We start from the raw sequence: 20,335 nt of genomic DNA on the forward strand, positions 1-20,335 counted from the left end.
CAATTAGATCAATATCCTTGATTTTGTTTTAAATATCCAGGAAGGTTCGATGCTCCATCAATAGCTGTTTGTGGAATCGGGAATACTCTTTTGAGTTTGTCGGTATTGGTTTTTTCTGTCCAAGTTCCTTCATATTTACCAAAACGAATCATATCGCTACGGCGGAGCATTTCCCAGTAAAATTCAAAACCACGCTCTTTGAATAAAATGTCTAATGACATGGTTGTCAATGGAGGAGGAGGAGTTGTACGAGCCGCTCGTACGATATTTACATCAGCCAAAGCACCAGCAGCATCGTTACTTTTACGTAATTTTGCTTCAGCACGCATCATATAAACATCAGCCAAACGCACAATCACGATGTCGGCTTCACCGAAGTTACGACCACTCACCGATTTTTTGCTAAACTCATACTTTTCAACACGGTAGCCTGAGCTATAATCACTTCCTGCAGTTGTAAAATCTACCTTTTCAGTAAAATTAACTGGTACAGTCGGACGGTTACGAGTATCGTTGAAGAGTTTACCAACTTTATATTTGCCATCTGGGCATTTCAAGAAAACACCATTTTTTCTAATCAAACCATATTGCTGACCTCTTAAAATACCACGATTGATATTGAAGTTTTCACCAGCTACACAAGAATCGGCAGGGTTAGTATAGATCGACAAGTTTTGTCTGTGAAATCTTGGGTCAGCAGCAGCAGGGTCTAATGGTGCGTATTGATCAACCCAAGTACGATAAAAATCAGGTGTAATAGCAGGACCATCAGTACCATTGGCATTTGGATAAGCAGGAAGCGGGAATTGGTCGCCTGAAAGCGAGAAATACGCCATACGATTATGTCCGTTCAATTCTGCTCTTTGGTCAACTGCAAAAATTAACTCAGGATTTGTATGATTGTCTGAACCAAAAATTGAGAAATAATCAGGTGATAACTTGAATTGGCCTGAGTTGATAATTTTATCACAATACTCAGTTACTTTATCCATTTCTTCAGGTTTGAAGTTTGGAGTACCATAAACATCACGATAAACGGCAGCATTCAAATACAAACGAGCCAATAAACCCCAAGCAGCACTTTTTGATAAACGACCTGGTCCAACGGTAGCATCTAAATCAGGTTCAACGGCAAGTAATTCGTTTTTGATGTATTGGAATGCTTCTTCACCACGAATGATTTTTGAAGTTTCGCCCACATCTTCTTTTACAAATACTAAACCGAAAAGATCAAGTGTTAGCATTGAATAATAAGCACGCATACCTCTTGCTTCTGCTAAATATACTTTTGCACTTGGGTCGTTGAGTGTAGGTAAAGTATTGATTGCTGTAATAGCTCTCGACATTCCTTGCAAAATAAAATTCCAAGTGTTTCTGATATTTGGATCAGTGCTTTGGTAAGTATGTTGGTGCATGGCAATATAAATACCATTATCACCCCAGTCAGTACCGCCACGGTAAGGCAAAATTGCTTCGTCAGTCGAGATTTCTTGAATAGCAAAATAGTTGGTATGCAAGAAAATATCTGGGAGACGAGCATACACAGGTGCAATGATTCCATCTGCTGCTTGTTTGTCGGTCAATTTTGCGGCCGACAGCGTTTCGTCCAGAATATCTTCTTTCAGGTCGGTGCAGCTTTCTAAAACAGCGAAGCTACACAGTAATAATAACGAATATATTTTCTTTTTCATTTTTTTTTGCTTTATGCCTTATGCTTTACGCTTTAGGCAGTTTTAAAACATTTATTAGCATATTGCTTACGGCTTATAGCTTACAGCAAGTTTTTTAGAATGAAACATTTAGACCAAAAATGATTGATTTGGCTTTTGGATAGCTTAAATAATCAATACCATACGACGAAATACCATTGATAGTACGGTCGGTATTTACTTCTGGGTCATAACCATTGTATTTCGTAATAACGAAAAGGTTTTGGCCAGTTACCGACAAGCGTAGTGTTGGAATATATTTATCAATTCCTAAAGCTCTTGTATTGAAATTATAGCCCAAAGCCAAGTTATTAAGTCTCAAGAATGCACCATCTTTCAAGAATCTTGTTGAAACCGGAGCCGCATTATTAGTAGATTCGTTGGCAAATTGAACAGCTTCTGGTGTTGTATTGATTCCTTTTGAAAGTCTCAATTTATAGAAATTTGAATTGGCAGTATTGTCATAAATCTTGTTTCCTCTTACACCATTGAAATTGGCAATCAAATCGAAGCCTTTATAACCAATATTTCCAAAGAAATTGTATTGCATTGTTGGTAAAGCACTTCCTGCGGCAATACGGTCTTTGTCAGTTACAAGTCCATCACCATCAACATCACGGTAAGTACTTAAACCTTTGTCATCAAATCCAGTAAATTCTTTCAAGAAGAAAGTACCAATCGGTTCGCCACTGATATAGCCATTGATTGTAGCAGAAGTTAAGCCCGAGCCAGAAGCACTTCCCGAAGGAATAACCGAATAAGGTGAGTTTTTCACTACGTTATTGATGAAAGTAACGTTTCCACCAACGCCATAATTCAAGCCACTTTTTGTTTTTTGACGATAAGCTACTTCGATTTCCAAACCTTTGTTGATGATTTTCATATCATGCACATTTGTCCAGAATGTACCTGCTGGTTGTACTGGGTCAGAAGGAATTACTTCTAATAAAATATCATTTGATACCTTATTGAAATAATCAATTGAGCCTGATAATGCACCATTCAAGAAACCAAAATCAAGACCAATATTGCTTTGTGAAGAAACCTCCCATTGTATATCAGGATTAGCTAAACGAGTATATGTGGTTCCTGCTGGGAAAACACTCGTTGAATTAAGCGGGTAACTTGTTGACGCCGAAACAGAAGAAGTAAATAAGGCTTGTGTAATCTTTGAAGGTATTTCTTGATTACCAGTTTGGCCCCAACCTGCTCTTAATTTTAGGTTGCTAATAGGCAATGATTTCATGAATTTTTCTTCCGAAATTCTCCAACCAGCAGCAAATGATGGGAAAATACCATATTTATTATTGGCACCAAATTTAGAAGAACCATCGGCACGAACGGTTGCTGTAAGAAGGTATTTATCTTTGAATTGATAATTTATTCTTGAGAAAAATGACTGTAATTCATTTTTTAAAGCATAACCCGAAGGCTTATTATTGGCCAAAGTCAACTCTTGACCTAAACCTGGATTATAGATTGGTTCAATGTCAGAAATTGGAAACTTATTAATACTTGACGAACGACCTTGCAAGAAAATCTTTTGGTAAGAATGTCCAGCCAATGCTGTAAAGCTATGACTATTCCAATCGTGCGAAAATGTCAAATAGTTTTCGATGAGGCTATTACTATTATTAGTATAGATTGTTTCGAGGCGACCATCTTGCAAAGGAACAGCATTTGGCAAAGACTCTAAGTCACGTACCGAGTTTGAATTATCAATACCGTAGTTCAAACGATAAGTTAAATCTTTCGTGATTTTGAGTGATGGCGAGATATTTCCAATCAAACGATTCGTTTTAGTAATGTCTTTCTCTAATTTCAAACTAACCAAAGGATTGACTAAGTTTGGATAAACAGCAGGGTTTCCATTGGCATCTAATGCAGGATAAGTAGGATTTACCGAAATAGCATTTCCCAACATACTTCCGATTGGTGGGCGAGAGTTATTGGTGAAAGTTGCATTTAAGTTTACATCTACATTTAGGCGATCTTCCCAAAACTTTTGGCTTACGTTAATTCTTCCTGTATAACGATTCAAATCATTGTTTTTCAAGATACCCTCTTGCTTTTGAGCTCCAAACGAAGCATAATAAGTTAATTTACCTGCTCCACCACCCAAAGTCAAATTATGATTTTGCGTATAAGCTGTACGAGTAATTTCTTTTTGCCAATCGGTATTACCTTTCAAATCTTCCAATACACCACCTACACTTGGTACTGCTTTACGATATTCGTCGGCGGTATAAACTGGCAATGCACGAGCAATTTCAGAAATACCAACACTTGCCGAATAGTTGAGTGATGAACTACCTGCTTTACCTTTTTTAGTGGTAATCAAAACCACACCATTGGCTCCACGAGCTCCATAAATAGCCGTTGCAGAAGCGTCTTTCAATACATCAATTGATTCAATATCTTGTGGATTCAAGAAAGTTAATGGATTCATTGCTCCACCAGTTCCTGAATTATCCAACGCCAAACCATCCACAACAAATAAAGGTGTACTTCCTGTACGCACACCACCTGGCCCACGAATTGTGATTCCTTGTGCCGAACCTGGCTCTCCACTTGCTGATGTAACATTTACCCCAGCCACTTTACCTTGTAATAATTGCTCTGGTGAGTTAATGATACCTTTGTTAAATTCTTCACTTTTTACCGATTTTACAGCACCTGTAATATCTGTTTTTTTAGCAGTACCATAACCTACTACTACTACTTCGCTTAGTGTTTTGCTATCTGAACTCAATCGAATACTTAACTGGGTTTGACCACCTACTGCTACTTCTTGAGCAGTATAACCTACATAACTAAATACTAAAATAGATTTGTTATCAGGTACTGCAATTGAAAATTCACCATTTACATCGGTAATCGCTCCTTTGGCAGTACCTTTTACAGTAACACTCACACCAGGCAAACCATCGCCTGTTTCTGCATCAGCTACTTTACCTTTTACTGTAATATCGACAGTACTGATGTTACCCTTTGCGTAGCCTATATCAACACACAAGAGCGTGAAAAATAAAGAGATTACAGCCGTTCCCATAATTTTGGAGAACAATCTGTTTTTTTGTAGTTTTTGATTCATTTTTGTTGACCGGGTTTTGATAATTTTTTGATGAATTAGAGGAAACTTTTTGAATAATTTGGTTCAGGGAATGTAAATTGTCGTTTACTGTTCTGTCATTTAGAAGGTTGGTTAAGTGATTTATTAGTTGTATTAAAGCTATTTAATTATGTATTTAGACTAATATTGAATGTAAACATTAGGGCGCAAAGGTAGGCTTCCAACATTACCATAATGTTAATTCAACATTACCAATATTTAATAAAGTGATGCTTTTTGAGAGATAGATTTTTCATATTGGTGTTATAAGTGAATTAGGGTATAATTTTAGTTTAGAGTGCATTTTACTGATAAAAAATAAGACTTTTCTCATAAAAAATTACGCAAACGTTTGAAATCGTTACGCAAACGTTTGCAATTGCTGAGTAAAAATGATTAGATCAATCAATTTTAGGTATATGAAAGAATACTGAGAAGAAATGTCTATCTAAAAAAAATGCGTGCAGCCTCATAGTCTACACGCATCTAGATAAGATAAACCAATATATGTTTTATTTTTTTCTGCCAAAAATTCTTAATAGGTATAAGAACAAATTGATGAAATCAAGATAGAGTGTTAATGCTCCCATGATAGCTCCTTTGCTTTGTGTTTCGCTATCAGCATTTTCAAGGTGTAATTCTTTGATTTTTTGTGTATCATAAGCTGTCAAACCAACAAAAATAACTACACCAATATAAGAAATGATTAATTGAAACATATCATTTTTCCAAAACATATTCACAACCGTAGCGATAATAATCCCTATCAATGCCATGAAAAGCAGACTTCCCCACGAGGTCAAATCACGTTTGGTAAAATAGCCAAAAGCACTCATCGCCATAAACATTCCTCCCGAAATGAAGAATGTTCCAGCCAAAGAATCGGCGGTATATGCAAGAAAAATGACCGATAGTGTCAGTCCATTCATCAAAGCATAAGCAAAAAATAGCATCATTGCCGTAGTCGATGACATAGTTCGCATGGCTGAAGTAAGCCAAATGACTAAGCCTAATTCGCCAAAAATTAGAGCATAAAAAACTATTTTATTACCAATAATTATTTCAACTAAGTTCAAACTACTGGCAACATACATGGCTGTAAGAGCAGTTACTGCAAGTGCTGCTGCCATCCAGCCAAACACTTTTTGCATAAAACTTGCCTGTGCGGCACGAATTTCGTCTTGTGTAAGAAAGTTGTTCATTGTGATTTTATTATTTTAAGTTTAAGATGGGCAGAAAGATACTATTTTTCAATAGAAACCAAAAATCCTGACCTGTTTTTGTGAATTATTGGAATGGGTTTTCTGGGTATTATTTGCCTTTATTAAATTTTTTTAAAATAAAACGGTTAAATAATTTATTTAGAATTATTTTTTGCATTAACTTCATCATTTCAAACTATTTAACCCCGCAATGTGCCATCACAGCATATTGCACAAACACTATAATTACAAACTATGCAATCTTCTCGTAGAAAATTTATTCAAAATGTCGGTGCAGCTTCAGTTTTATTAGCCACTGAAAGTTTTGCCAAACCTTTTAATATTATCAAAGACTTAAAAAAAATTAGTCCTAATGATAAACTTCGCTTTGCCACCATTGGCTTCGGAATTCAAGGGCATGGCGATACAAGAGCAGCTTTAAGAAACCCTGATGTAGAATTTGTAGGTGCAGCCGACTTATACGATGGCCGCTTGCTTCATGCCAAAGAACTCTATAATAAAGATTTATTTACGACTCGTGATTACCGAGAAATTTTAGATCGTAAAGATGTTGATGCGGTAATCATTTCTACGCCTGACCACTGGCACGACCACATCAGTATTGCGGCTATGAAAGCAGGCAAAAATGTGTATTGCCAAAAACCAATGGTTCAGCACATTGACGAAGGTCATGCGATGATTGATACTTGGAGAAAAACTGGTAAAACTGTACAAGTAGGTAGCCAGCCAAGTAGTGGAGCTGCCTATGCTGAAGCTCGTAGATTGATGGCTACTGGAGCAATTGGTGACCTTAATTTTATTGAAGCAACATACGACCGATACAATGCTTTAGGAGCTTGGACATACTCAATTCCACCCGATGCTTCGCCAAAGACAATTGATTGGGATACTTTTATTGGGGATGCTCCAAAACGTCCATTTGATGCGACTCGTTTTTTCCGTTGGAGAAACTACCGTGATTATGGTACGGGCGTAGCAGGTGATTTATTTGTGCATTTGATTACAGGAATGCACTTTGCTACTGGAGCAATCGGGCCAGAAAGAATTTTTGCTTCGGGCGAATTGAGCTACTGGAAAGATGGCCGTGATGTGCCTGATGTAATGGTAACAGTGTTGGATTATCCTGATACCGACAAACACACCAAGTTTCAGGCTGTATTAAGGGTAAACTTTGCTAATGCTGGAGCTATCAAAAACGTCACTCGAATCGTTGGAACTGAGGGAGAAATTTTATGGAATGCACAAGGTTTGACGCTTACCAAGCGTAAATTACCAAAAGCTCCAGGTTATGGTGCAGGCGAAAGTTATGCAACATTCCCTGATGCGATTCAGCAAGAATATAAGAAAGAATATGATGCTAAATATGCTGAATCTGACCGTGTAGCACCACCAGTACAAGAAATTAAATACGAAACGCCAAAAGAAGACGACCCTCATGCTCAACACTTCAAAAACTTTTTTGATAATGTACGTAAAGGAAGTCAAGAAACTGCCCAAGATCCTGTTTTTGGTTTCCGTGCAGCCGCTCCAGCTTTGGCTTGTAATTTGAGTTATTTTGATAAAAAAATCATCAACTGGGATCCAGTTGCGATGAAAATAAAGAAAAAATAAGCGTTTAACCAATGTTTTAACCACGGACAGTCCGCTGTAGCGGTTTCACTATGTTGAAGCACTGAGTTGCACAGATGTTTTCAAAAACTTTGTGTAACTCTGTGAAAAACTCAGTGAATCTCCGTGGTTTATTGTTTTATTTGCATAAATTTTCAAAACAAACTATTACAATAATGCTTAAAAAAACATCTATACTGCTTTTATTACTCACTCTTTCCTTACAAACTTTTGCGTGGGGGCCAACGGGTCATCGAGTTGTGGGACATATTGCCAGTTCGTACCTTTCATGCAAGGCAAAGAGAAATATTCGTAAAATTTTAGGTACAGAATCAGTTGCCATTTCCAGTAACTGGGCTGATTTTATCAAGTCAGATACTTCTTTCAAATACTTAGATTCGTGGCATTACATCAATATCAAAGCTGGTTTGAATAATACCGAGTTTACCAATTATTTGAACAATGATAAAGGTATAGATGCTTATACTAAACTCAATTTTTTGATTGGAGAATTGAAAAATAAAAATACCAGCCTCGAACAAAAGCGTCTTTATCTACGCTTACTGATACATATTGCGGGTGATATTCACCAACCTATGCACGTGAGTCGTGCCGAAGATTTGGGTGGAAATAGAATTAAGGCATTTTGGTTTGCTGACGCTACAAATCTACATGCTCTTTGGGACGATAAATTGATTGAATACCAAAAACTTAGCTATACCGAATATTCGGCAAATATCAACCATGTGAGCAAAGCTCAACGCCATGAATGGCAAAAACAACCCATGTCTGAATGGTTTTTTGAGTCGTACCAATTGGCTGAAAAACTTTATGCTGGCATCAAGCAACCTGAGCCAAGATTAAGCTATCGCTACAATTTTGATAATGTAGAAATGCTAAATCAACAACTCCTGAAAGGTGGTGTAAGACTGGCAGGTTTGTTGAATGAGGTTTTTAAATAAATTTACTCCTAAGATTTAATAGAAAAGAGCTTTTACTATTTAAATAGTAAAAGCTCTTTTTGTATCAATTTTATTGAGTTGAAAATCAAGAAAAAGTGATAAATTAATTCAAAAAAAATCAAGATCATCATTTCTAATAGAATTCTAATTTTCAGCTTAAAACCCTACTGAAAGCCATTCTAAGCTATATTTTCTAATGTTTTCATCTACAAAATCTACTGGTTGGTAGCCTTTTGGAGTTGAACAATTCTGAACTCTGACTTGTTTAAGTTATATTTGCTAAACAAATAGAAATTTTGAATTGTGAGAAAGAAAATCATTGAGAAAATATATTTTGTGTTATTACTAACTACTATCTTTTCGAGTAGTTATGTGATGTTGCATGATATTGTTTCAAAAGATAAAATTTCTTGTCCTGATGTTGATATTGAATTACTGAATGATTGTGACCTGAGCGATGCCAATGAAACGACGATTGTTTACATCAATAACGATATAAATGAAAGTGCTTTTTTCGCAATTTTTGATAACTTTTCTAATAACAATAACGTTTTCTTATACCTACAAAATACCTACGAAATTTACTTAGGATTGAATACTCCACCACCTAAGTATTTGTAACTACTCCGATTAATATCGCAATTGTTTTGTCAATGAGTTGATTTGCCCAATTTTATTTGGCAAAAATGGAATTTATTGTACGATTTCAATAATGAATTTTGACTTTCAAATAAACATTTGGAAAGTCATATAAAATTCGTATAAATTCAATATATCTTATTGATTATCTACGCTTTACAATTAACCAAAGAATGAAAATGAAACACGCAATATTAGGTATTTGTACGATAATTATCGTATCATCATGTGCCAATGAAAAAAACAGTAAAAAAGAAATTACTGAAAATTACCCAGTAACTTCTCCAATTGTGATTGACACTACTTTAAGTACTGATTATGTAGCAGAAATCAACGCTGTGCAGAATGTAGAAATTAGAGCCAGAGTAAAAGGCTATCTTGATAAAATATATATTGATGAAGGAAAATATGTTAAGCAGGGGCAACTTCTTTTTACAATCAATAACCAAGAATTAAACGAAGAGGTTGTGAAAGCGGGAGCCGTTTTGAGAAGTATTAGCTCCGAACTTAAAGCTGCTGAAATAGACCTTAGTAATGTGAAAAGACTTGTTGAAAAAAACGTTGTTTCTAATACTGAATTGGAAGCAGCTAAAAATAAAGTAGAGATGATGAAAGCAAAGGTCGAAGAAGCAAAGTCTAATGAATCATTTGCTAAAATTCAACTTACCTATACACAAATCAAAGCTCCATTTAATGGAATTGTTAATCGTATTCCAAATAAAATAGGTTCATTAATAGAAGATGGAACACTTTTGACCAATATTTCCAATAATGGTGAAGTGTTTGCCTATTTTGATGTTTCGGAGAAAGAATACTTGAATTATATGACGCATTTTAAAGAAAATGCCCATAATTCAAATAATGTGACTTTGATTTTGGCAAATGGAGAAGAGCATCCATTCAAAGGAAAAATTGAAACGACAGAAGGAGAAATCGACCAAAGTACTGGCAATATTGCCTTTAGAGCCAGATTTGATAATCCTGAAAAAGTTTTGAAACATGGAGCAAGTGGTAAGGTTCGACTATTGAAAAAATACAAAAATGCTTTGATTATTCCTCAAAAAGCTACTTTCGAAATTCAAGACCGAATGTTTGTTTATGTACTTGACAACAAAAATCAAGTGAAAACCCAGGCCATTACATCAAAACATCGAATGCCACATTACTACATTGTTGAATCGGGCTTGAGCGAGGATGACAAAATTATTTATGAGGGAGTTCAGAATATCAAAGACGGAATGACCGTAAAACCACAATTTGTGGAGATGAATGTGATTTCTAAAGAGTTAGCCTACGTCAATACACCCGAATAATTCAAACAATTATGTTTACTAATTTTATCAATAGGCCAGTGCTTTCACTGGTTATATCTTTATTTATTGTGATTTTGGGTGTTTTGGCAATGACAGGACTCCCCATTACACAATATCCCGATATTGCTCCACCTGCCGTTACAGTTACTACAAAATATACAGGGGCAAACTCAGAAGTATGTGCTAAGGCTGTAGTAACTCCGCTCGAAAGAGCCATCAATGGTGTGCCAGGCATGACATACATGACTTCAACTTCGGGCAATGATGGTACAAGTATCATTCAAGTATATTTTGAAGTAGGAACTGACCCCGACGTAGCAGCCGTAAACGTACAGAATCGTGTAACGACTGTTCTTGACGAATTGCCAGAAGAAGTAATTAAAGCTGGAGTTTCGACCGAAAAAGAGGTAAATAGTATGCTGATGTATATCAATCTCATCAGCAATGACCCAACTGTGGATGAAAAGTTTATCTACAACTTTGCTGATATAAATGTTTTGGCCGAGTTAAAACGTATTGACGGCGTTGGTTTTGCCGATATTATGGGTTCTCGTGAGTATGCCATGCGTGTATGGTTGAAACCTGCTCAAATGGATGCCTATCAAATTTCAGCAGAAGATATTATAAAGGCTCTTAAAGAACAAAACGTAGAGGCTGCTCCTGGAAAAATAGGTGAAAGCTCAGGACGAGAGCCGCAATCGATGCAATATGTATTGCGATATACTGGTAAAATGACTCGTAAAGAGCAATATGAAAATGTTGTGATTAAAGCAACGGAAACTGGTGAAATGCTACGTTTGAAAGATGTAGCAGATATTGAGTTTGGCTCACTTGATTATGATGTACTTTCTAAAGAAAATGGCAAACCCTCGGCAGCGATTGTTTTAAAACAACGCCCAGGCTCAAATGCCAGCGAGGTAATTCAAAATATCAAAGACCGTCTTGCTTATCTCAAAGAAACAACATTTCCGCCAGGAATGACCTACACTGTCAGTTATGATGTATCAAGATTTTTGGATGCTTCAATTCATGAAGTAATCCGAACACTCATTGAAGCATTTATTTTGGTGGCAATCGTAGTGTTTTTGTTTTTGCAAGATTTTCGCTCAACGCTTATTCCGGTGTTAGCAGTGCCTGTTTCATTGGTGGGTACATTTGCTTTCATGCAACTATTTGGTTTTTCCATCAACTTACTAACACTTTTTGCCTTAGTATTAGCCATTGGAATTGTGGTCGATAATGCAATTGTGGTCGTGGAGGCTGTTCATGCTAAAATGGAAGAGAAACATCTAAATGCCCGAGAAGCTACAATTGAGTCAATGGACGAAATAAGCGGGGCGATTGTGGCAATCACACTCGTAATGTCGGCAGTATTTGTGCCTGTGGCATTTCTATCGGGGCCAGTTGGGGTATTTTATCGACAGTTTTCTGTCACGATGGCAATCTCCATTGTTATTTCTGGTGTAAATGCTCTTACGCTTACACCAGCTTTGTGTGCGATTATGCTCAAAAACCCACATTTAGAACACCGAAAAGAAACCTTCTTGACTCGTTTTTTTAAGAAATTTAATCAAAGTTATGACCGACTTTCTGACCGATATGGTAGTTTATTAAAACTTATTGCTAATCGTCGTTTGATAACAGTCGTCATTTTGATTGCTTTTTGTGTGGCCACTTGGGGAATGGGTAGTATTTTACCAACCAGTTTTATTCCAACCGAAGACCAAGGGACAATTTATGCCAATGTAACAACGCCAGTAGGAGCAACCCTTGAACGTACTGAAGAGGTGATGAATGAAATTGATAAAATTGCTCAAAAAATCACAGAAGTTGAGTCAATTTCGAGCTTGTCGGGCTTTAGCATGATGACGGATGGAGTAGGGGCTTCATTTGGCATGAGTACGATTAACCTTAAATCATGGGATCAACGTAAAGCGAATGCCAATGATATTATTGAGCAATTGATAGAGAAAACAAAGCATATAAAAGATGCCGAAATCCAATTTTTTCCCCCGCCAGCAGTACCAGGTTTTGGAAATGCCAGTGGTTTTGAGGTAAGACTATTAGATAAAACTGGCTCAGGAAATCTTCAAAAAACAGCAGAAGTTGCCGAAGAATTTATTGTGGCATTGAAAAAACGCCCCGAAATCAAAGATGCTTTTTCGAGCTTTAACCCAAATTTCCCCCAGTATATGATTCATATCGACCAAGATATGGCTGCTAAAAAAGGAATTTCTGTGGATGTTGCCATGAGTAATTTACAATCTTTGATTGGTAGTTTTTATGCCACAAACTTTATCCTTTTTGGTCAAATGTATAAAGTAATGATTCAGGCTGACCCTAAATATAGAGCTTTACCAGATGATATTATGAAGCTACGCATCAAAAACAAAAATGGCGAAATGGTTCCTTATGCAGTCTTCAGTCGCATTGAGCGGGTGTATGGTCCTGAGCAATTGACTCGCTATAATATGTATGTATCAGCGATGCTCAATGGTGAGGCAGCCGAAGGTTATAGTTCTGGCGATGCCGTCAAAGCTGTAGAAGAAGTCGCTAAAACTGCACTTCCTCGTGGATATGCTTACGAATGGTCGGGCATGACTCGTGAAGAAGTACTTTCTGGCAATCAGGTAGTTTATATTTTTGCTATCTGTTTATTGTTTGTTTACCTCTTACTTTCTGCTCAATACGAGAGTTTTCTTTTGCCACTTCCAGTTATCTTGTCATTGCCAATTGGCATCTTTGGTTCTTTGTTTTTCTTGTATTTGTTTGGACTAGAAAACAATATTTATGCTCAAGTAGCAATGGTCATGCTGATTGGCTTGTTAGGTAAAAATGCTATTCTGATTGTAGAATTTGCCGTGCTTCAACAAAAACAAGGGAATTCACTATTGCAAGCAGCCGTTGGTGGTGCTGTTGCACGTTTCAGACCAATCTTGATGACTTCTTTTGCTTTTATTGCGGGTTTGATTCCATTGATGTTGGCTTCAGGTGCTGGAGCTATTGGAAATAAAACGATTGGTACGGCTGCCGCAGGAGGAATGCTTTTTGGGACCGTGTTTGGTGTAATCATCATTCCTGGTTTATATGTCATTTTTGCAGGAATGAACAAAGAAAAATCAAAGGAAAAAACTGAAATTGTTATCGAAGAAGCGTATGTTGAAATATAAAAATATTTATTTGTTTGTCGTTTTGCTTTTGTTGGGTTCGTGTAAAGTAAAGCAAGAAATTCCACAAAATCGGCCACTTTTGATAATGCCGCAGAAGTTTAGTGCGAAGTCAGATTCTTTAGTAAATAATCTGCCCATGATTCAGACATTTTTTTCTGACGCTACTTTAAAGGCTTTAATTGATACGGCATTTAATAATAATTTTGATTTACAAATGACTTTGCAAAAAATCGAAATCGCTCGTGCTGGGGTAAGATTTACGCAAGGACTTGGCAAACCAGATTTGACAGGGAATTTTACCATCGGGCAACGAAAGTTTGGGAAATATACTATTGATGGTGTCGGAAATTTTGATACCAATTTTTCGAATAATATTGATGATAAGCAACAAATTCCTGCCTCGGTCATTCCTGATTTTTATTTGGGTGTTCAGTCTTCTTGGGAAATTGATTTATGGGGAAAACTCAAAAGCCAGAAAGCCTCGGCGGCGGCAAAATTATTAGCCAGTCAATCAGGAAAAAACTTGCTTGTGAGTGAATTAGTTGCCCAAATTGCTTCTGCTTATTACGAATTATTGATTTTAGACAATGAATTAGATTTCTTGGAAGAAAACATCATTTTGCAAGAAAGAGCTTTGGAAATCATCCGAGTATTGAAGCAAGCGGGGCAAGCAAACCAACTTGGTGTTGATTTATTGAATGCTCAATTACTGAGTTCACAGGCCTTAAAAGTAGAGATAAAGCAAGAAATTATTGAAGCAGAAAGTAAAATTAACTTTTTGGTGGGGCGTTATCCGCAGCCTATTGCTCGTCCGAAAGTAGTATGGGCAAATGTGATTCCACCGAAATTAACTGCTGGGATTCCTTCAAGATTACTTGAAAATCGCCCTGATATTAAGCAAGCTGAATATGAACTTGTAGCAACTAACGCTAATTTATTTTCTGCAAAAGCAGCTTTTTACCCCTCATTAAATATTACGGGAGGGCTTGGTTTTCAAGCATTTAAAGCACTTTTATTACTCAATCCAGCTTCATTTGCCATGAATACCTTTGGTGGCTTGATGGCCCCATTAGCCAATCGCCGTCAAATTATCTCTGATTTGATGGCATCCAAAGCTGATCAAAAAATAGCTTATACTAATTATCAAAAAACGATTGTCAATGGTTTTACCGAAGTTTATAATCAATTAAACTTGATTCAAAATACCAACGATATGTATGATCTCAAAGCCCAAGAAGTAGATGTTTTGAGGCAATCAATCAATTCTTCTGCGGAGTTATTTCGTTCGGGGAGAGCTACTTATTTAGAGGTAATCACCGCTCAAAAAAATGCCTTACAGTCACAAATTGAGTTGATTAATCTCAAAAAACGCCAATATGGAGCTGTTATTGGACTTTATAAATCGCTAGGGGGTGGGTGGAGGTAACTCCAAAAACCTGCAAGGTCTTGAAAAAGACCTTGCAGGTTTTTACTCATATCATCAATTTATCAATATTAATTCCTGCAATTCGCATCGCTTCGTATTCGATTTCGACAATATACTCAGTTTCATCTTGACTGAAATATTCATTGTCCCAGCCATTGAAATACAATTGAACCTGTGTTTGTAAATTGCTCACATTAGCAGCCAGTTGATTGATCAAAAAATCAGTAAATCGCTCAACTTCTTTGTGCATTCGCTCTATGGTCGAATTTGAAGATGGGACAAGTTCACGGTCTTCCCAATCATCCAAAATAAATCTTTCTCTGAATTTATATGCTTCTAATTGCTCAATTTTTTCTTGGTTCGACATCTAATTCATCATTTTTATTAATAAACCAAGCCCACAAAATAAGTACAAACTGAATAGGCAAACGAATCAATGCTGCTTGATGACTTCCAATAGCAGGGTTTTCTTTAAAAACATCAAAAATATGGAGTGGTAAAAATACCAACATCAGTAGCAGTATTCCTAAAGTTGCCATCGAACGAAATCTTGGATTAAATACACCAACACCCAAAATAATCTCTACAAGTCCAGCTAAATAATTGATAGCTTTATTGGGTAAAAACTTAGCAATAAAAGGTGCGAATATTTCAGGTTTGATAAAATGATACAATCCAGCCAAAATCATGACTGCTCCAAATAAAAATGCTAAAATTAGTTTAATACTTTTCATTGAATTTGTTTTGTTAAAGTATGCAAAGGTATTAATAATTAATTTCAGATTCATAAATACATAATAAATGCTACAAAAAAGAGCAAATCTACCAAATGCAGATTTGCTCTTTTTATATTGTATTGTCAAAATTATATTACAAATTCATTTTCTTCAATTCATTCACTGCGAAATCGGCAGCACGAGCTGTAAGAGCCATATAAGTTAATGAAGGATTCACACATGAAGCAGAAGTCATGGCAGCACCATCAGTTACAAATACATTGCTCGCCCCCCATACTTGGTTGTTCGCATTCAAAACAGAAGTTTTCTTATCACGACCCATGCGAGCTGTTCCCATTTCGTGGATACCAATACCTGGGTTTGGTGTTGGGTTATTATAAGGATTGATATTTTTAAATCCTGCTGCTTCAAGCATTTCGGCTGCTTCGTTCATCATTGCTACACGCATTTTCAAAGCATTTTCACCCCAAGCTGCGTCAAACTCAACGATTGGTAAGCCCCACTTATCTTTTTTGTCAGATAAAGTAAAGCGGTTATTTGGGTCAGGAACTGTTTCACCAAAACCACCAAGACCCATCGACCAAGGCCCCACTTGAGTCATTGATTCTTTGAAGTCTGCACCAAAGCCATCCATTCCAACGCCACGTCCCCAATTTGAGCGACTTGCACCACCTTGATAACCAAAGCCACGTACAAAATCACGTTTTTTGTCATTACCCCAATTGGCAAAACGAGGAATGTAGAGACCATTGGCACGACGACCGTAATAATACATGTCTTCCATACCTTCAAAAGTTCCCGAAGCACCTACCGATAGATGGTGATCCATGATATTTCTTCCTAATTGGTCAGATTCATTTCCCAAACCATTTGGGTGAGTTTTTGACTTAGATTGCATCATAATCCAAGTCGAATTGATAGCAGAAGCATTCAAGAAGATTATTTTTGCAAAATATTCGTATTCTTCTTTTGTGTTTTGGTCAATTGCTTTTACACCAACAGCTTTACCTTTTTCATCATCAAAAATTACTTGGTGAACAATCTTATCAGTTGTCAAAGTCAAATTTCCAGTTTTATTTGCTGCTGGCAAAGTACCTGATTGTGTGCTGAAATAAGCTCCATAAGGGCAACCACGCATACAAGCATTGCGGTATTGACAAGAAGAACGTCCTAAATCCGTTTGGATTTTTGTTGGTGCTGTCAAGTGAGCAGTACGACCAATAGTAACAGCACGGCCACCAAATTTTTTGCCAATGGTTGATTTGAACTCTTTTTCAACGCAGTTCATTTCCATACCTGGTTGGAAATTACCATCAGGCAAAACATCCAGACCTTCTTTTGTTCCACTTACACCAATGAAACTTTCAACATAGCTATACCACGGGGCTAAATCTTTGTAACGAATAGGCCAGTCAACACCGTGTCCATCTTCAAGATTTGCAGTGAAATCTTTTTCGTTCCAGCGGTAGCTCTGACGACCCCACATCAATGAGCGTCCGCCTACATGGTATCCACGCATCCAGTCGAAACCACGTTTTTCTAAATATGGGTTCTCCTTATCATTTTCAAACATCTTACGGTGTTCTTCATTAGCAGTATAGCCCGTGCGAACATTAGCCCAATATTCTTCTCTTGCCATATTGTCAACCCTTCCACGATGTGGAAAATCCCAAGGGTTTTTCATGGCATTTTCGTATCCTTCCACGTGCTTAATATCACGTCCACGCTCAATCATTAACACCTTTAAGCCTTTCTCACATAATTCTTTGGCAGCCCAGCCACCAGATATTCCTGACCCAACAACGATAGCGTCGTAAGTCATTTTTTCTTTTTCTTTACCTTGAATATTCATCAGATTGAATAGATTATTTTTTAAGTATTTTTTTCTTTGAGGAATTAGATAATAGGATTTAGGTATTAGATTTTTCTTTTCTATTTAGCTAATTTCTATTAATTAACTCCCAAACATTTAAAGATTTAGGTATTAGACTTTAGTTTTCTAAATCCTATTTTCTAAATCCTAACTCCTTAAGATAATGCCCAAGCTTTTTGCCCTGGAGTCATTTTTACACAACCTTCATATTTACCAGGTACTGCCAAATAAGCCAATGACTGTGTTGCTCCCACTTCAGATGTGAAATAGCCCAAAAGAGTCAATTCTTTGATTATTTTGAAGAAAGGAGTAGGCGGAGCTTCTTTTTTTCCTTTGGTATCTTTAGTTAAACCAGTTTCTGCATCTACAATTTTTGCTTCTTCATTCTTTTTTGCTTCTTCATTCGACATAGCTTCAAAAGATTTCAACAATGCGGTTTGTTGTGCAGGAGTGCTTTCTAAGAATTTTTTACCACCATTGGCTTTTTTAGATGCTTCTTCCAGTGCATCAAGTCCTTTGATAACATGTTCTTGTTGAGCTGCACTATAACAGTCTTTCAACATCATTTCAATAAATGGACCTACACCCGCATCTTTTGCACCAGGAGTTGACGTTTTCGGAATAATAATTTCGGCTATTTCTGAAACCAAACTTTTATAGTCGGTCGAAAACCCGAAAGAAGTAGCTGCTTCTGTGGCAGTATTTGACTTGCAGCCTTCCAGCATTGCAATCATTGTTGGGGCAGACAAAGCACCTCCCATCAGGAAGGCAACTCTTTGCACGGCATCTCTTCTATTCAATGTTTAATATACTTTATAGGATTGTTAATAAAATTAAGTGGTGAATTTACGAAAGAATTTTTTGTCTACGCAAGTTAAAATGAATGAAAATTCTGCTTACAGTACAGTATTGGCAAAATTTTTGCATTAGATTTTATTAGACGCCGAATCTTCTATTTTCTAAAATCTTTTTTTTTTAATATTTTCAGTTTATTGTCATAGTATTAAAAATTAAAATTTTCTTCTAAAAATATAGACTTAAAGCGTGTTGTTCCTAATTAAGTGGCTTTTTTTGATAGAAAAATATATTTTTTTATTCGTATTAAAATTTTTATTTCTAAAAAAAGTTATACATTTGTGCCATTAAATGTATAGCCAGTCAATAATAAAAAAATTATCTGATAAAGCCTCATTCAGATAGTTATTCACACCTAAAAACTCCCCTTCTGAGGCTGGGGGTTTAATTACATGAAAATAGCAGTAGTAGGAACAGGATACGTTGGACTCGTAACTGGTACATGTTTTGCCGAAACAGGCAATCAAGTGACGTGTATCGATATTGATGAGCGTAAAATTGAGAAACTCCGTAAGGGGAAACTCACTATTTACGAACCAGGCTTAGATATAATTTTTGACCGTAACACCAAAGAAGGTCGTTTAAGGTTTACAACTAATCTTGCCGAAGGAATTAAAGAAGCACAAGTGATATTTTTGGCTCTGCCCACACCTCCAGGAGAAGATGGCTCGGCAGACTTGAAATACATATTAGGTGTAGCCACTGACTTAGGCCCATTATTAGAAAGTTATACAGTTATTATTGATAAGAGCACTGTACCCGTTGGCACAGCTCAAAAAGTGCACGAGAGAATAGCAAAAAATGCAAAGGTTGATTTTGATGTTGTTTCAAACCCTGAGTTTTTGCGTGAAGGTGTAGCGGTTGAAGATTTCATGAAGCCAGACCGTGTTGTGATTGGTACAACTTCTGAAAATGCTAAAAAAGTAATGGAAAAACTATACGCTCCATTGGTGCGTCAAGGCAATCCTATTATCTTTATGGACGAACGTTCTGCCGAAATGACAAAATATGCAGCGAACGCATTTTTAGCCATGAAAATTACTTTTATGAATGAAATTGCCAATCTTTGCGAAAAAGCAGGTGCCAATGTTGACGATATTCGCCGTGGTATTGGTACTGATAGTCGTATTGGAAAGCGTTTCTTGTTTGCTGGTATTGGTTATGGTGGAAGTTGTTTTCCTAAAGATGTACAAGCTTTAGAAAAAACTGCTACTGAGTTTGATTATGATTTCAAAATCTTGAAATCTGTAATGAAAGTCAATGAAAAACAAAAAACCAAAATGATACCGCATTTAAAGGCTCATTTTGATGGTGATTTGAAAGGAAAGACAATAGCACTTTGGGGCTTGGCTTTTAAACCATATACAGATGATATTCGTGAAGCACCAGCTTTATATAATATCAAAGAACTCAGAAAAGCAGGAGCGAAAGTGGTAGTATATGATCCAGAAGCTATGGAAAATGTTCGTGGTGTTGTTGGAAAAAAAGTAAAATATGCTAAAACGCCTTATGAAGCAATTGATGGAGCTGATGCCTTGATGATTATGACTGAATGGCCAGAATTCCGTACACCAGATTTTAATAAAATGGATGCTGCATTAAAAAATAAAGTTATCTTTGATGGTCGTAATTTATACGAGCTAAAAGATATGCGAGAATTAGGATACACGTACTTTAGTGTAGGTAGAGATACGGTAAAATAAAAAAT

The 20,335-nt window shown here is 36.6% G+C and carries 14 protein-coding genes; 7 read left to right on the top strand and 7 right to left on the bottom strand.

Features of this window, described 5'->3' with window-relative positions:
- Positions 1-8 precede the first annotated feature (8 nt).
- The 3 genes from ACQUQZ_RS04585 to ACQUQZ_RS04595 all read right to left on the bottom strand — a co-directional run bounded on the left by ACQUQZ_RS04585 (position 9) and on the right by ACQUQZ_RS04595 (position 6,023).
- The gene (locus ACQUQZ_RS04585; protein ID WP_435353575.1) at positions 9-1,691 is read right to left on the bottom strand and encodes a RagB/SusD family nutrient uptake outer membrane protein; all 1,683 of its coding nucleotides are present in this window, start codon (positions 1,689-1,691) and stop codon (positions 9-11) included.
- Between the two features lie 94 nt (positions 1,692-1,785).
- Positions 1,786-4,761, bottom strand: a complete 2,976-nt coding sequence (locus ACQUQZ_RS04590) for a SusC/RagA family TonB-linked outer membrane protein (RefSeq protein WP_435353576.1) — start codon at positions 4,759-4,761, stop codon at positions 1,786-1,788.
- 572 nt (positions 4,762-5,333) lie between these two features.
- Positions 5,334-6,023, bottom strand: a complete 690-nt coding sequence (locus ACQUQZ_RS04595; protein ID WP_435353577.1) for a Bax inhibitor-1/YccA family protein — start codon at positions 6,021-6,023, stop codon at positions 5,334-5,336.
- A 255-nt stretch (positions 6,024-6,278) separates the two neighbouring features.
- Between ACQUQZ_RS04595 and ACQUQZ_RS04600 the strand changes: the two genes are divergently transcribed.
- From ACQUQZ_RS04600 to ACQUQZ_RS04625, 6 genes are all read left to right on the top strand, one after another.
- Positions 6,279-7,655 (top strand): Gfo/Idh/MocA family protein, encoded by a 1,377-nt coding sequence (locus tag ACQUQZ_RS04600; RefSeq protein ID WP_435353578.1) that lies wholly within the window; start codon positions 6,279-6,281, stop codon positions 7,653-7,655.
- Between the two features lie 173 nt (positions 7,656-7,828).
- Positions 7,829-8,614 (top strand): S1/P1 nuclease, encoded by a 786-nt coding sequence (locus ACQUQZ_RS04605; protein ID WP_435353579.1) that lies wholly within the window; start codon positions 7,829-7,831, stop codon positions 8,612-8,614.
- Positions 8,615-8,917: 303 nt separating this feature from the next.
- Positions 8,918-9,235: a hypothetical protein gene (locus ACQUQZ_RS04610; protein ID WP_435353580.1), complete on the top strand. Its 318-nt coding sequence runs from the start codon at positions 8,918-8,920 to the stop codon at positions 9,233-9,235.
- A 197-nt stretch (positions 9,236-9,432) separates the two neighbouring features.
- Entirely contained in the window at positions 9,433-10,566 is a 1,134-nt protein-coding gene (locus ACQUQZ_RS04615) for an efflux RND transporter periplasmic adaptor subunit (RefSeq protein WP_435353581.1), read from the top strand.
- A gap of 11 nt (positions 10,567-10,577) precedes the next feature.
- Positions 10,578-13,736, top strand: a complete 3,159-nt coding sequence (locus tag ACQUQZ_RS04620) for an efflux RND transporter permease subunit (protein ID WP_435353582.1) — start codon at positions 10,578-10,580, stop codon at positions 13,734-13,736.
- Positions 13,723-15,162 carry a TolC family protein gene (locus ACQUQZ_RS04625; protein ID WP_435353583.1) on the top strand — a complete coding sequence of 480 codons (1,440 nt, stop codon included), beginning with the start codon at positions 13,723-13,725 and terminating at the stop codon, positions 15,160-15,162. The genes ACQUQZ_RS04620 and ACQUQZ_RS04625 overlap by 14 nt, the downstream gene beginning before the upstream one ends.
- Positions 15,163-15,208: 46 nt before the next feature.
- On the opposite strand, the gene ACQUQZ_RS04630 is transcribed toward ACQUQZ_RS04625, so the two are convergent.
- From ACQUQZ_RS04630 to ACQUQZ_RS04645, 4 genes are all read right to left on the bottom strand, one after another.
- A complete protein-coding gene (locus tag ACQUQZ_RS04630; protein WP_435353584.1) occupies positions 15,209-15,529 on the bottom strand; it encodes a hypothetical protein in 321 nt (106 codons plus the stop codon).
- Positions 15,507-15,896 carry a DoxX family protein gene (locus ACQUQZ_RS04635; protein WP_435353585.1) on the bottom strand — a complete coding sequence of 130 codons (390 nt, stop codon included), beginning with the start codon at positions 15,894-15,896 and terminating at the stop codon, positions 15,507-15,509. The genes ACQUQZ_RS04630 and ACQUQZ_RS04635 overlap by 23 nt, the downstream gene beginning before the upstream one ends.
- Before the next feature lie 136 nt (positions 15,897-16,032).
- Complete coding sequence (locus ACQUQZ_RS04640; RefSeq protein WP_435353586.1) at positions 16,033-17,751, bottom strand: GMC oxidoreductase; 1,719 nt, start codon at positions 17,749-17,751, stop codon at positions 16,033-16,035.
- Between the two features lie 176 nt (positions 17,752-17,927).
- On the bottom strand, positions 17,928-18,572 hold the full coding sequence (locus tag ACQUQZ_RS04645) for a gluconate 2-dehydrogenase subunit 3 family protein (protein ID WP_435353587.1): 645 nt from the start codon (positions 18,570-18,572) through the stop codon (positions 17,928-17,930).
- 447 nt (positions 18,573-19,019) lie between these two features.
- Between ACQUQZ_RS04645 and ACQUQZ_RS04650 the strand changes: the two genes are divergently transcribed.
- Positions 19,020-20,330 (top strand): UDP-glucose dehydrogenase family protein, encoded by a 1,311-nt coding sequence (locus ACQUQZ_RS04650; RefSeq protein ID WP_435353588.1) that lies wholly within the window; start codon positions 19,020-19,022, stop codon positions 20,328-20,330.
- Positions 20,331-20,335: the final 5 nt, after the last annotated feature.

The sequence above is a fragment of the Emticicia sp. SJ17W-69 genome (assembly GCF_051209875.1).
Classification (GTDB): domain Bacteria; phylum Bacteroidota; class Bacteroidia; order Cytophagales; family Spirosomataceae; genus Emticicia.

Coding starts and splice junctions, on each gene's coding strand:
- ACQUQZ_RS04635 (WP_435353585.1), bottom strand. CDS start 15,896: ATGAAAAGTATTAAACTAATTTTAGCATTTTTATTTGGAGCAGTCATG.
- ACQUQZ_RS04615 (WP_435353581.1), top strand. CDS start 9,433: ATGAAACACGCAATATTAGGTATTTGTACGATAATTATCGTATCATCA.
- ACQUQZ_RS04585 (WP_435353575.1), bottom strand. CDS start 1,691: ATGAAAAAGAAAATATATTCGTTATTATTACTGTGTAGCTTCGCTGTT.
- ACQUQZ_RS04605 (WP_435353579.1), top strand. CDS start 7,829: ATGCTTAAAAAAACATCTATACTGCTTTTATTACTCACTCTTTCCTTA.
- ACQUQZ_RS04630 (WP_435353584.1), bottom strand. CDS start 15,529: ATGTCGAACCAAGAAAAAATTGAGCAATTAGAAGCATATAAATTCAGA.
- ACQUQZ_RS04650 (WP_435353588.1), top strand. CDS start 19,020: ATGAAAATAGCAGTAGTAGGAACAGGATACGTTGGACTCGTAACTGGT.
- ACQUQZ_RS04640 (WP_435353586.1), bottom strand. CDS start 17,751: ATGAATATTCAAGGTAAAGAAAAAGAAAAAATGACTTACGACGCTATC.
- ACQUQZ_RS04625 (WP_435353583.1), top strand. CDS start 13,723: ATGTTGAAATATAAAAATATTTATTTGTTTGTCGTTTTGCTTTTGTTG.
- ACQUQZ_RS04620 (WP_435353582.1), top strand. CDS start 10,578: ATGTTTACTAATTTTATCAATAGGCCAGTGCTTTCACTGGTTATATCT.
- ACQUQZ_RS04590 (WP_435353576.1), bottom strand. CDS start 4,761: ATGGGAACGGCTGTAATCTCTTTATTTTTCACGCTCTTGTGTGTTGAT.
- ACQUQZ_RS04600 (WP_435353578.1), top strand. CDS start 6,279: ATGCAATCTTCTCGTAGAAAATTTATTCAAAATGTCGGTGCAGCTTCA.
- ACQUQZ_RS04595 (WP_435353577.1), bottom strand. CDS start 6,023: ATGAACAACTTTCTTACACAAGACGAAATTCGTGCCGCACAGGCAAGT.